Origin of the sequence: Paenibacillus sp. FSL P4-0184 (genome assembly GCF_038004625.1) — a bacterium.
In the GTDB taxonomy this organism is placed as follows: Bacteria; Bacillota; Bacilli; order Paenibacillales; family Paenibacillaceae; genus Paenibacillus_AQ.
The window spans coordinates 632141-646049 of sequence record NZ_JBBORN010000002.1; the positions used below are offsets into that span (position 1 = coordinate 632141).

The following is a 13909-nucleotide window of genomic DNA, read 5'->3' on the forward strand; positions in this document are numbered from 1 at the left end:
TAACCTTTAGGAGTGGACTTTCAATGGAATTTACAAAAATGCACGGCCTAGGCAATGACTTCATCGTAGTTTTCGGCGAGCAAGAGCTACCAAGTAATGCAGCGGATCTTGCTGTAACGTTATGCAATCGATTCTTCGGAATTGGTGCGGACGGACTTGTATACATCCTTCCGTCTGAACGCGGCGATTACATGATGCGGATTATGAATTCTGATGGCTCGGAAGCAGAGCAGTGCGGAAATGCCATTCGCTGTGTATCCAAATATGTCTACGATCATGGCCTGGTAAACTCCGAGCAGATTGTTATTGAAACGATTGGTGCCGGAGAACAAAAGGTTACCTTGAATGTAAAAGACGGTGTAGTGGAAACTGTAACGGTTGATATGGGTGAACCTGTATTGTCCGGTCTTCAAATTCCGGTAGCTATTGATGCAGAACCCGTGCTCTCAGAGCGGATTGAATCGGATGGAACCGAATTTAAGTTTACTGCAGTATCTATGGGTAATCCTCATTGTGTTATTTATGTAGAAGATGCAGTTTCTTTCGATCTTGCGACATGGGGACCTAAGCTAGAGGTACATCCATTGTTCCCGAGAAAGGTAAACGTCGAGTTCGCGACGGTTCTGGATCGAGGCAGAGTAGATATGCGGGTATGGGAACGCGGAGCTGGCCCAACACTTGCTTGTGGGACTGGAGCTTGCGCAACTTTAGTATCTTCTGTGCTAAATGGTCTGACGGACCGAGCAGCTTGGATTAGTCTAAAGGGTGGCGATCTGTTCATTGAATGGAATGAAGAGGATAACCATGTGTATATGACAGGTCCTGCTGAGGTTGCATTCACAGGTAGTGTAGCCATTTAGAAAAATACTTAAGAAGGCAGCCCAAGAGAATCTCTTGGGCTGCCTTTTTGTGTTTCCACATCCTTGCGACTTTATGTAGCCGAATAATGGAAGGGATAACCGAGAATAATACCCCTAAGATTGAAAAAAGGGGGGACCTTGTTGAACATAAACGGGATAAATAGAAGAAACAAATCCGCTAAGGAACAACAAGGAGCCTCAGTTCATGAAGATACTCGAATTCCGAGGCTTACCGATGATTTGGACCAAACGCTCGACCAAATAGATAATGAGTTGGGTCATAGTCCTGATCTCAAAATTCGTCAGGTAAAGATCGGAGGTGAGAGCCCCGTTCAAGCAGCAGCGATTCATCTTAACGGTCTAGTCAACAAGGAAACGGTCGATGAATTCGTAATCGGTTCGTTACTCGGAATTACAGACGAAATGCTCAAAGAGAGCATCTCTGCAACAAATGATCTTAAGGAATTCGTATTGAACCGTGCTTTGGAAATAGGTCAAGCACAGCTGCAAGAGGAGTGGAATGAGGTTCTACTGGCGATCCTTTCTGGCAAAACGGTCATTCTGATTGAAGGTTATGACAGTGCAATTGTGTGTGAGACCGAAGGAGGAGAAGCTCGCTCCGTCAGCGAACCATCCACCCAGCTAGTCGTGCGAGGCCCAAAGGATAGTTTTGTTGAATCTGTAGCTACGAACATTTCCTTGATTCGGAGAAGAATTAAGTCTTCTAAGCTAAGACTAGAACATTTTAAGATCGGAAAGGTAACTCACACAGATGTGGCCCTCATGTACATTAAAGACAATGCAGACGAGAGGTTGGTAGAAGAGGTGAGAAATCGGCTACAACAGATTAATGTCGATGCCATCATGGAATCCGGTTATATTGAAGAACTAATTCAGGATAAAACCTTCACACCTTTTCCAACCATTAATAATAGTGAACGGCCTGACGTTGCAGCGACGAACCTATTAGAGGGTAGGGTTGTGATCATTATAGATGGCACCCCGTTTGTATTGATTTTGCCTGCGGTATTTACACTGTTTTTTCAGTCTGCCTCAGATTATGCTCAAAGGTTCGATATTACAATTCTCATGCGTCTTGTTCGATATATCAGTTTTATTGTACTAATTCTTGGACCTTCCGTTTATATAGCGTTAACCACTTACCATTATGAGATGATTCCTACAACCCTGTTAATCAATCTATTATCACAACGTGAAAATGTACCTTTTCCTGCTTTTGTGGAGGCAATCCTGATGGAAGGAGCGTTCGAGATCATTAGAGAAGCTGGAGTAAGAATGCCGCGTGCAGTTGGACAGACAGTATCCGTTGTTGGTGCTCTTATTTTGGGACAGGCAGTAGTAGAAGCAGGAATCATCACACCGGTTATGGTTATTGTAGTAGCGCTGACAGGGATTGCGAGCTTTGCTATACCTGCTTATAACATGGCGATAGCAGGTAGAATTATCCGTTTCGGATTTTTAATGCTGGCCGGTATGTTTGGTTTTTATGGGATCACATTAGGTTTAATCCTGCTGGTTGCCCATATGAATAGCCTTCGTTCATTTGGAGTTCCATATCTGTCCCCTATTGTTCCCCTATCCTCACATGGTCAAAAAGATGCATTTTTTAGACTGCCTTTGTGGGCTTTGAGAAGTAATCAAGCTTCAGCTAAGCACGAAGGTATTTCAGAAGGGAAGAAGATCTCAACAGGACATGAACATAATCTTCCTCCCAAAATGCTTAAAAAAACTGAAGGGCCAGATTAGCCAAAGAAAGGAATGCAGGATGCAGAGTAAACGCCTTTTTTTCATTGGAGCCTTATTGACTTGCTTAATGATGTCTCTAAGTCTTACAGGCTGCTGGGACAGCGTGGAACTAAACAGAAGGGCGATCGTGTCTGGAGTAGCTATTGATAGAGGGCCAACGGAAGCGGAAAAATACGTATTATCTTTCCAAGTAATCATTGCTGATGAAATCTCAGGTGAGAACGCTAGAGGGACTTCGCCGGTTGTAGTATATAAAGGCAGCGGACGTTCTATGTTTGAAGCGTTGGCGAATGCCTCGCGTCAGACGGCACGTTTTTTGTCACTAGGTCATATCCGCGTGATCGTAATATCGGAGAAGTTCGCTCGCGAAGGCATCAAAGATATGATGGATATGCTTGAAAGAGAAAGTGAAACTAGGCTAACCAGTCTTCTGTTCATATCAAAAGGACAACCGGCAATAGATAGTATGACGACCATGACAACGTTTGGAAGAATTCCGGCCAATGATCTGATTGAAAAGCTGCAGACGACCTCTAAACAGTTCGGATACAACTATCGGATGGAAGTGGACGATGTGGTCCGCGACATTCAGTTTCCAGGTGGAGGTCCTGTAATCAATGGAGTATTAGTAAAAGGGGAAGTAGACCAAAGAGAAAACAACGATAATTTAAAAAATATAGAACCGGAATCTATCATTACAGTTACTGAATTCGCTGCATTTAAAGGGGACAAGCTGATAGGTTGGCTAAAAGGTGATGAAGCTGCGGGCACCGGTCTGCTAAAAAATAAAATTACACAAATCCCTGTAGTGGTTTCGATTGGGGAGAATGAATATGTATCATTCATTGTGTATTTATCTCAGGTACATATCCATGCTGATGCGAAGGACCCGGAACATCCGGTAATCACAATAAATATTACGGAACAAGCGGGTTTAAAAGAATCGCCCAACACTTTGGATTTGACAGATCCCAAGGTCTTAAATAATCTTTCGGAACTTTTAGAACAGAGTATCAATGATAAAATACATGCAGCTGTCTCAGCGGCTCGTTCGTTAAAAAGCGATTATCTTGGATTTGGTGAAGTAGTTGAACGAGAAAATCCGCGTGGTTGGAAGAGTGTGAAGGATCATTGGGATAGCATATTTGCAACCTGTGAGATCAGGATTAACGTGGATGTAGTGATTCGACATACCGACATGAGGAGTGATTCCTTTCAGTCCAAAAAGAAATGATAATTTAGGAGGGCAGCTATGGGAAATATAAAAATAGGACTACTTCAATTTTTCACCCTGACAGTGTTGTTTGAACTAGGGACGGCGCTGGTAGTGAATCTTGGAATGGAGTCTGATAAGGATGCTTGGATTTCCATATTGCTGGGGAATTTGATAGGATTAATTGTTTTTGCAGGATATGCCTATCTTTATAGAAAGTTTCCGAATCTGCCCCTTACGGCATATATCCGGCAACTATTTGGTAAATATGTGGGTTCGTTGATATCCATAGCTTATATCGTGATATTTCTTAATTTGGCTGGTCGTGATCTGCGAGATGGTAGCTCTATGCTGGTTATGGCAACGATGCACCGAACACCGTTACTCATTATTTCGATATTAATGATATTATCAAGCGCATACGTACTGCATAAAGGAGTAGAGGTTCTGACCCGAACTTCTTTAGTATTTGCGGTGGTTGTGATATTAATCGGTTTATTTTGTTCGAGCATGTTAATGTTCTCGGGCTCCATTAATTTGAACCGTTTGCTCCCTGTTTTTGAGAATGGAATTAAGCCAGTTGTGTCCTCTGTTTTGCATCAAAACTACATGTTTCCTTTTGGTGAAATGATCTGTTTTACTATGCTGATGCCTTATTTAAATAACGTTAAAAAAGGCCCTTGGGTAATCGCCGCGGGCATGTTATTTTCAGGTATATTGTTAAGTCTGACAATGATTCTGAATATATCGGTGCTCGGTACAGATATTGTTAGGCGTTCTCCGTTCCCCTTAATGCCTACGATCAGTAAGATCTCTATCTCCGATTTTATTCAACGCGTGGATATTCTAGTGGTCATGGTGCTAATCATCGGTGTTTTTTTCAAATTGTCGGTTTTTTTTGCGGCAGCACTTATTGGGATATCAGAATTGTTCAAGATACCTTATCGAAGAATGGTTTATCCGGTAGCTCTTATTATCCTGTTCAGTTCGATGCTGAACGCCCGAAGCTTCACAGAACATATTGAAGAGGGAGGGAAGCTGCTATACACGGTCTTTCCCTTCTTTATGGTATTGATTCCATTGCTCCTAATTATTATTACAGTGATAAGAAGTCACAGTTCCCCTCCTCGTTCTGGTTGATGCCCCGTCTTCCAGGCTAGGATATCGGGAATAATCAGGCATAGCAATAAAATACAAGCAGCGACTTTCTCAGAGGGGGTATATAGCAAGTAATTTAGAATATAACTGATATTGCCCAGACCATACCCGTACATCCAATCCCCCAAATACAGAAATAATAAGCAGAGAATGCATAAGAGTAGAATTACCATGTATTTTCGGATCAGAAACTTTCTTGTTTTTTTCTTCACTTAAATACCCCTTTAATTGTTTTTTTGATAGTATGAGGATTTTAATACTTGATCATGCATACCCGGGCTGGGGGTCTGATTGCTTTTCTTATGAAAGCTTATCATCCATAGCGATTTATGTTACATTAGTATGAAACTAAAGTAGAACCTAATGTGACAGGGGAGGATCTTGCAGTGAAGCCGGATTTACGTTCCGCATGGGGAAACAAAGTATTGGTCGGAGACGGAGCGATGGGTACCTATTTATATCAGAAGGGTTTCCCTGTCGGCATTTCCTACGAAGAATTAAATTTGACCTCTCCGGGGGTTATCGAAGATGTCCATCGCAGCTATATCGATGCAGGAGCAGTGTTGCTAGAAAGCAACACCTTCTCAGCGAATTTTGACAGGCTGTCCAAATATGGTTTGGAGTCCAAGGTTGAAGAAATTAATCGCGCCGGAGTAAGAATCGCTCGTAAAGCTGCTGGAGATACAGGCTATGTATTAGGTGCTGTAGGCTCTATTCGCGCCGGTAAGCGTGCAAATCTCTCATCGACAGAGTTGAAGAAGTATTTTACACAGCAGATTACAGCGTTATTAGAAGAAGAAGTAGACGGCATTATGCTAGAAACCTTTTACGATGTCGAGGAACTGCATCTTGCGCTAAGAACAGTACGTAAACATAGTACTCTCCCAGTCATTTGCCAATTTGCTGTGGATGAATCGGCACGTACATTAGATGGATTGACGTTACCAGAGGCTTTCCGGATCTTAGAAGGTGATGGAGCGGATATCATCGGATTTAACTGTAATACTGGCCCGAACGGGATTAAGAGAGCACTAAAAGCGGTACAAGGCAATCTTATTCTGCCTACCTCGGTCTATCCGAATGCGGGCGTTGCGGATTATGTAGATGGAGAATATCGGTATGGAGCCTCACCGGAATATTTCGGACAAATGGCAGTTACTTTTGCAGAAATGGGTTGCAGAATTATTGGGGGTTGCTGTGGTACTACTCCGCAGCATATTGCTGGAATTTCTTCCGCATTGAAAGATTACGTACCTCAGCCACTTCCAGAACCGACGCTTCCGACTGTGGAGCGTGTATCTTTGCAGGAGCATTTTGGCGAAGATGAGGGAAGAGATGGTCGTGAGCCGAACCTGCTTGATCTAGTCAAGGAACGTCATACGGTTATCGTTGAGCTTGATCCACCTCGTGATTTGGATATCGGCAAGTTCATGAAGGGTGCAGAAGCGTTGAGAAGAGCAGGTGCGGATGCGCTGACACTCGCTGATAACTCACTGGCTGTTACACGGATGAGCAATATGGCTTTGGGCCATTTGGTGCATGCTAAAACTGGACTCCGTCCACTAGTGCATATTGCTTGTCGCGATCGCAATCTGATTGGTACTCAATCGCATTTGATGGGTTTTGATGCGCTAGGAATTGATCATGTGTTAGCGGTGACTGGAGATCCAGCGAAATTCGGAGATCTTCCCGGCTCAAGTTCGGTTTACGACTTAACCTCTTTTGAGATTATTCGTATGATTAAGCAGTTGAATGATGGCATTTCCTTTTCAGGTAAACCTTTGAAGCAGAAAGCGAATTTTGTTATCGGTGCTGCCTTTAACCCGAATGTGAAACATTTAGATAAGGCCGTACAGCGATTGGAGAAGAAAATTGCCTCTGGTGCAGATTATATTATGACTCAGCCTGTCTATGATCAGCAGCTTATCGTAAAGATCGCTGAGGCAACTGCACATCTGGATATTCCCGTGTTTATTGGTGTGATGCCACTGGCTAGTGGGCGTAATGCAGAGTTCCTGCATAACGAGGTTCCGGGAATCCAGCTTACGGATGATGTCCGGAATCGCATGAAGGGACTTGAAGGAGAAGCAGGAAGAGCTGAAGGGGTCGCTATCGCTAAAGAGTTGTTAGATGTTGCAACTGCCCATTTCAATGGGATCTATTTGATGACACCGTTTATGTTCTATGATATGAGCGCACAGCTGATCGAGTATGTATGGGAGAAATCAGGACGTAAATTGTCCCCCTTGTTTCGCTAGTAATAATCAATTACAATAGTGTAATGGATGTGATTCCGTTGTCATTTAGCATGACCGGATACGGTCAATCGTCCCTGCAATTCGGCGGCTACAAGATTATGTTCGAAGTGAAATCGGTGAATCACCGGTACTGCGAAGTTGTACTGCGGATGCCCCGGGATTGGACGGGTTATGAGGATGTGCTGAGAAGAAAGGTTCAGCAGCACGTCAAACGGGGAAGGATAGATGTTACCATCAATAGAGAGCACGATGAGTCGTCTTCCGGACCGGTTCTGAATCGCTCTACTGTCATGACTTATCTTAAGGCAGCAGATCAGCTTAAGAACGAGTATGGTTTGTCCGGTGAGTTGACTCTACGTGATATACTTTCTATACCCGGTATTATGGAAAGCAAAGATGAGGCTGCGGGTGCCGTGTCCGCGGCCTTAGAAGACTACTCTGAAATGTTGGAGACGGGACTTGAGCAGAGTCTGCAATCTCTGCTAGAGATGCGCGCCCGTGAAGGCAGTTTTCTAGCCGCTGATATTGAACAGCGTCTCAATCATCTAGAATCCATGCATGCTGAAATGGTCGAACTTGCACCTGTTGTAATCATTGAATATCGTGACAAGCTTCGTCATCGATTAAATGAGTTAAATGATGGGACGTTCGCTTTTGATGAGCATAAATTCGGGATGGAAATCGCTATTTTTGCAGATCGCTGTAATATTGATGAAGAGTTGACCCGGTTGTATAGTCATTTCGAACAATGCAGAACCCTCCTGAAGGGGAAAGGACCGGTAGGACGCAAGCTGGATTTTCTCATTCAGGAGATGAACCGGGAGACGAATACAATCGGATCGAAATGTAATCATTTAACACTCGTGGGTCTTGTGCTAGACATGAAAGCTGAGCTGGAGAAGATTCGTGAACAAGCGGCAAACATAGAGTAACCGGGAACAGGCAATAGCATAGAACTTTATGGGGGGAACTACCGGAACATGGCAATCAAACTTATCAACATTGGCTTTGGGAATATTGTGTCCGCCAATCGCATTATTTCCATCGTCAGTCCGGAATCTGCACCAATCAAACGTATTATCCAGGAGGCTCGAGATCGACATATGTTGATCGACGCCACCTATGGCCGACGGACTCGTGCCGTAATCATTACAGATAGTGATCATGTCATTCTGTCGGCTGTACAGCCGGAGACTGTAGCGCATCGCTTATCCAGTAAAGATGACGACAACGACGAATAACAACTAAATGGAGTGTATTATGTCAAAAGGATTGCTCATCATATTATCCGGACCTTCCGGCGTGGGTAAAGGTACTGTATGTACTGCGCTACGACCGAAGATGCCCGAACTTGTCTACTCAGTTTCTGCTACTACTCGCAGTCCGCGTGCGGGTGAGGAAGACGGCGTGAATTATTTTTTCAAAAGCAAAGAGGAGTTTTCGGCTATGATAGAAGCCGATCAACTGCTTGAATATGCGGAGTACGTAGGTAATTTTTACGGTACTCCACGTGATTTTGTAGAGAGAACTCTCAATAGCGGAAAAGATATTATTCTCGAAATTGAGGTTCAGGGAGCTCTCAAAGTTAAAGAAAAATTTCCTGAAGGTATTTTTGTGTTTCTTCTTCCACCTTCTATGGATGAGCTGAAGGACCGCATACGCGGACGGGGTACGGAACATCCAGATGTGATCGATCACCGCATGACTGTAGCGGAGGATGAGATTAATCTAATGCAGCATTATGATTATGCTGTTGTAAATGATGAGATTGATCTGGCCTGTAAGAGAATAGAAAGCATTATTATCGCCGAACATTGTAAAGTTAGATAATGAATGCTGCAAGGCTGAAGGTATTACCAGTAAACTATGAAGAGGTGTCCCTGTGCTATATCCATCAATTGATGAAATGATGACCAAGGTTGACAGTAAGTATTCGCTCGTTGTAGCCGCAGCACGTCGTGCTAGACAATTGCGTGAGGGTGGCAAGACAGATGTGAAGAACCCTAGATCGCATAAATTCGTCGGTGTTGCTCTTGAGGAAATTTACGAAGATCGCATTACGCTTACCCGTGGTGAAGAGTAGTCTCAAGCCTATTTAGATATGACCTTTTGTAGAAACGGATACCGCCTATTTGTTATTAGGCGATGCCGTTTCTTCTTGGGTTATGGAGCAATTATGGGTCTTTAATGAATGCTGATAGCCCAAGACCGGGCTGTTTCTGACAACCGGAAGGTTGTTATTTTTTTCTCAAAATATAAGAAGTTTAAGAAATAGATCATTCGTTGTAAGAGAAGGGAACAGGGGGGAGATCATGTTGAAGAGCTTGAAGGGGAAGACTATTTTACTTGGGATTACAGGGGGAATTGCTGCTTACAAAGCAGCAGCCCTGACCAGTAAGCTTGTCCAAAAAGGAGCCGAGGTTCATGTCATAATGACAGCTTCGGCAAAGCAGTTCATTACAGAATTAACTCTACAGTCACTGTCGAAGCAACGAGTATATAGCGATACATTCCAGGAACGGGATCCATCCTCCATCTCACATATTGATTTGGCTGATTCGGCGGACCTTGTGATAGTAGCACCAGCAACTGCTAATATTATTGCTAAAATGGCGCACGGAATTGCGGATGATATGTTATCCACAACGTTACTCGCTACTACTGCACCTATAATGGTGGCACCGGCTATGAATGTTCATATGTATCAGCATCCCGCTGTACTTAGCAATTTGGATACCCTCGCTAAACGAGGTATTCAGTTTATTGAGCCTGGAGAAGGTCTGCTGGCATGTGGTTACGTGGGTAAAGGACGTTTAGAGGAACCGGAGACTATTGTAAGTTATGTTGAGGATTTTTTTGCGTTGCAAGAAAGTGTGAAGTCTAGTCCACTCAAGAGTAAAAAGATCGTCATCACAGCTGGTGGTACAGTAGAACGGATTGATCCGGTACGCTATATCTCCAATGATTCCTCCGGTAAGATGGGTTTTGCATTGGCACGTGCTGCACGTGCAATGGGTGCTGAGGTTACCTTGATTGCTGCGCGAACAGATGAAGCGCCTCCGCAGGACCCGGATATGAATGTCGTTCGTGTTCAATCTGCACAAGAGATGTACGATGCGGTTACTGCGCAGTGGGATAGCTGCGATATTATGATCAAGGCGGCTGCTGTATCGGATTACCGGCCTAAGGAAAGTGAGCCATCCAAAATTAAAAAAAGTGGAGATACACTGACACTTGAGCTTATAAAAACAACGGATATTCTGGAAACGCTAGGTAAGAACAAAGACAAGCAGTTCTTGATCGGCTTTGCTGCGGAGACTGGAAACACAGAATTTTATGCAAAGGACAAGCTGGTCCGCAAAAACTGCGATCTCATTGTTGCAAACAATGTAGCGGCTGCAGGAGCCGGATTCGGATCGGATACGAATATTGTATCGATTTATGATGTAGATGGATTGGTGCTCGAATTGCCACAATTGTCTAAGGATGAGGTCGCTCGCCGTTTGCTGACGCTCGTGGCAGAGCGGATTACTGGAGCTTCATTATAATGGATATTGCCAAGGTCATTGTGGATGTGCCTGTACGCAGCACTGACCGGCCATTTGATTATAGTATTCCAGAATCACTAAAGTTATGGATTGAAGTGGGCAGCCGAGTAGCGGTCCCGTTTGGACACCGCACGGTGCAAGGCTTTGTCGTTTCTCTGGAGTCAGGTGAAACAGTAGTGAATCCTGGTCTTAAGGCTATTCAAGAAGTGCTGGATTTGCTTCCGCCTTTATCTCCTGAATTAGTTGAGTTAGCGGACTGGATGAGTAAAAGATATGCATGCAGACGAATTTCAGCCCTGCAAGCGATGCTGCCCACTGCTCTAAAAGGGAAGGCAGAACGACTGATTTCGCTAGGAGATGTGGAAGAAGAAGCAGCATTTTCTGATGATGAATTATTCCCTATGTTTGCAGATACAGGGAATGAAGAACGACTAATTACTGAGTTTATCGGACGTAATGGCGAAGTTTCCATGAAGCAGCTCACCCGTGCATTTCCGGAGGCTGCGGAGACGGTGAAGTTCATGCTAAGACGTGGAGTTCTTGTAGAGAGCCAATCGATTAAAGATAAAATGGGCAAGAAGAAGCTGAAAGCAGTAGATCTTGCGATAGGGATCACGGCTGCTCGTGAGGCGTTGAATAAATTCCCCAAAAAGTCCGCGCGACAGAAGGAAGTACTTAGCTTTCTGATTGAAAGGGAAGCTACACTCCCAATGGCGCTTAAGGAAGTCTTGTCTGCACTTCAAGTGACGGCAAGCACCGTGAAGGGTTTAGAGGAAAAAGGCTTTATCGAAATCAGTGAAATCGAAGTCTATCGCGACCCTTATCAAGGACGTGATTTTAAGCCTACTACGCCTCTGCCACTTACAGCAGAACAAGAGATTGTATACACACTTATTTCACGAACGCTAGAAGAACAGCTCCATGAAGTTTTTCTGTTACATGGCGTTACGGGGAGCGGTAAGACAGAAATCTATTTGCAATGTATCAAACGTTGTCTGGATCAGGGTAGACAGGCCGTAGTGCTCGTCCCAGAAATCGCATTAACGCCACAGATGGTGGAGCGCTTTAAAGGGCGCTTCGGAAGTGGTGTCGCGGTAATGCACAGCCGTTTATCTGTTGGCGAACGTTACGATGAGTGGCGCAAAATCCGTGAAGGAAAGGCTACGGTTGCCGTTGGCGCCCGTTCAGCGGTGTTTGCCCCGTTCTCTAACCTAGGTTTGATTATTATGGATGAAGAGCATGAAACCTCATATAAGCAGGAGGAAAATCCGAAATATCATGCCCGTGATGCAGCGATTCGCAGGGCCGAACAGTGTGGGGCAGCCGTGATTTTAGGCTCCGCCACACCTTCGTTAGAAAGCTATCATGCTGCTAGAGCGCAGAGTGATATTCATTTTTCACCAGTCCTTCTAGAGATGCCTACCCGCGCGCTTGGTAACGAACTACCGAAGGTAAATGTCGTGGATATGCGGGAAGAGCTTAAAGAAGGTAATCGCTCGATGTTCAGTCGAAAGCTTCATTCTGCATTGGCTGAAAGACTGGAACGTGGAGAACAGACCGTGTTATTGCTTAACCGTAGAGGTTTCTCGACGTTTGTTATGTGCCGGAGTTGCGGATATGTAGCAGGCTGCCCCGAGTGTGATATTTCATTAACGTACCATAGTCGTAGTGACAATTTGCGTTGTCATTATTGTGGTCATGCTGAACCAGCACCTAAACTTTGTCCAGAGTGTGGAAGTGAGCATATCCGTTTCTTCGGAACGGGGACGCAGCGGGTGGAAGAAGAGCTTGGTAAGTTGTTCCCTGGGATACGGGTAATTCGTATGGACGTGGATACAACGACAGAAAAAGGTTCGCATGAGAAGCTGCTGAATCAATTCAGAGACAAAAAAGCGGATGTTCTGCTAGGCACTCAGATGGTAGCAAAAGGTTTGGATTTTCCTGACGTTACTCTTGTTGGCGTAATTACAGCAGATTCAGCTTTGAACTTGCCCGATTTTCGTGCAGCGGAGAAGACCTTCCAATTGCTTACACAAGTTGCTGGAAGAGCAGGTCGGCATCAGCTTCCGGGTGAGGTCGTTGTTCAGTCCTATACACCAGAGCATTATTCTATTATTCATGCTAGCGGGCATGACTATCTCTCTTTTGTAAGGGAAGAGCTGAAGCATCGCAGAGGGCTACATTATCCGCCTTATTGCAGACTGATACTCGTTACATTATCCCATGAGCAGTTACCGCTACTACTCCGGATGGCAGAGAATTACGCTATGAATCTGCAGGGGAAGGCCAGAAATCTAAGATGGTATGGGAGTCTAGATAAGCTAACCACGGATGTACTAGATCTGTTAGGTCCCGTAGCTTCTCCAATCCCTCGCTTAAAGGGTAGATATAGATTCCAATGTATGATAAAATGGCGCGGCGCCATCGATGTGATAGGGCTTGTTCGACAAGTGGCTGAGGAGTTGGAGGATTCTGTACGGGATACAGGGCTCCAGATCAGCATTGATGTTGATCCGCAAATGTTGATGTAAATCGTTATCATGTTACAATGTAAAAAAAGAGCTAGATCAATAAACTCTAAATATAGAGATGTACAGAACGGGAAGGTGTTTTTAATGGCGATACGTATGATCGTTAAGGAACCGGATGAAGTGTTGCACAAAATAGCAAAAGAAGTAACTGTAGTTACACCTAATGTTAAAAAATTGTTAGATGATATGGCTGATACGATGTATGATGCTGAAGGTGTAGGGCTGGCAGCTCCACAAGTTGGCATTTTGAAGCGCCTAATTGTGGTGGATGCGGATGAAGAGCACGGGCTGATCAAAATGATTAATCCGGAAATCATCGGTACAGAAGGGGAGCAGCTAGGACCTGAAGGATGTCTTAGTATTCCCGGATTGAATGGTGATGTACGCCGTGCAGAGACAGTAACCGTACGTGGTCTTAACCGTGAGGGAAAAGAAATTACCATTACCGGCAGTGGTTTGCTTGCTCGGGCTTTTCAACATGAGATTGACCATCTGAACGGAGTACTGTTTACCGATATTGCTGAAAAAGTATACGAGATGACAGCTGAACGCAATGAGACTGAGGAGTGAGGAT

General features: G+C 44.4%; 12 protein-coding genes. All 12 read left to right on the top strand.

Features of this window, described 5'->3' with window-relative positions; translation table 11 throughout:
- Positions 1 to 23 precede the first annotated feature (23 nt).
- The 12 genes from dapF to def all read left to right on the top strand — a co-directional run bounded on the left by dapF (position 24) and on the right by def (position 13905).
- The gene (gene dapF / locus MKY52_RS24565; protein ID WP_149644183.1) at positions 24 to 860 is read left to right on the top strand and encodes a diaminopimelate epimerase; all 837 of its coding nucleotides are present in this window, start codon (positions 24 to 26) and stop codon (positions 858 to 860) included.
- 141 nt (positions 861 to 1001) lie between these two features.
- Positions 1002 to 2627 (top strand): spore germination protein, encoded by a 1626-nt coding sequence (locus tag MKY52_RS24570; RefSeq protein ID WP_341054124.1) that lies wholly within the window; start codon positions 1002 to 1004, stop codon positions 2625 to 2627.
- A 19-nt stretch (positions 2628 to 2646) separates the two neighbouring features.
- Positions 2647 to 3861: a Ger(x)C family spore germination protein gene (locus MKY52_RS24575; RefSeq protein ID WP_341054127.1), complete on the top strand. Its 1215-nt coding sequence runs from the start codon at positions 2647 to 2649 to the stop codon at positions 3859 to 3861.
- Between the two features lie 18 nt (positions 3862 to 3879).
- Entirely contained in the window at positions 3880 to 4980 is a 1101-nt protein-coding gene (locus tag MKY52_RS24580; RefSeq protein WP_341054129.1) for a GerAB/ArcD/ProY family transporter, read from the top strand.
- A gap of 404 nt (positions 4981 to 5384) precedes the next feature.
- On the top strand, positions 5385 to 7256 hold the full coding sequence (locus tag MKY52_RS24585) for a bifunctional homocysteine S-methyltransferase/methylenetetrahydrofolate reductase (RefSeq protein ID WP_341054132.1): 1872 nt from the start codon (positions 5385 to 5387) through the stop codon (positions 7254 to 7256).
- A gap of 38 nt (positions 7257 to 7294) precedes the next feature.
- Positions 7295 to 8188: a YicC/YloC family endoribonuclease gene (locus MKY52_RS24590; protein ID WP_042187381.1), complete on the top strand. Its 894-nt coding sequence runs from the start codon at positions 7295 to 7297 to the stop codon at positions 8186 to 8188.
- Positions 8189 to 8236: 48 nt separating this feature from the next.
- Positions 8237 to 8497: an extracellular matrix/biofilm regulator RemA gene (gene remA / locus MKY52_RS24595; RefSeq protein ID WP_006209218.1), complete on the top strand. Its 261-nt coding sequence runs from the start codon at positions 8237 to 8239 to the stop codon at positions 8495 to 8497.
- Between the two features lie 19 nt (positions 8498 to 8516).
- Positions 8517 to 9086 carry a guanylate kinase gene (gene gmk / locus MKY52_RS24600; protein WP_076282916.1) on the top strand — a complete coding sequence of 190 codons (570 nt, stop codon included), beginning with the start codon at positions 8517 to 8519 and terminating at the stop codon, positions 9084 to 9086.
- A gap of 52 nt (positions 9087 to 9138) precedes the next feature.
- Entirely contained in the window at positions 9139 to 9339 is a 201-nt protein-coding gene (gene rpoZ, locus MKY52_RS24605) for a DNA-directed RNA polymerase subunit omega (RefSeq protein ID WP_036686188.1), read from the top strand.
- Between the two features lie 229 nt (positions 9340 to 9568).
- Entirely contained in the window at positions 9569 to 10804 is a 1236-nt protein-coding gene (coaBC, locus tag MKY52_RS24610) for a bifunctional phosphopantothenoylcysteine decarboxylase/phosphopantothenate--cysteine ligase CoaBC (protein ID WP_341054134.1), read from the top strand.
- Positions 10804 to 13335, top strand: coding sequence for a primosomal protein N' (priA, locus tag MKY52_RS24615; protein WP_341054136.1), 2532 nt, complete (start codon positions 10804 to 10806; stop codon positions 13333 to 13335). Before coaBC ends, priA begins: the two co-directional genes overlap by 1 nt.
- An 84-nt stretch (positions 13336 to 13419) precedes the next feature.
- Entirely contained in the window at positions 13420 to 13905 is a 486-nt protein-coding gene (gene def, locus MKY52_RS24620; protein WP_042126884.1) for a peptide deformylase, read from the top strand.
- The last annotated feature ends 4 nt before the right edge of the window (positions 13906 to 13909 follow it).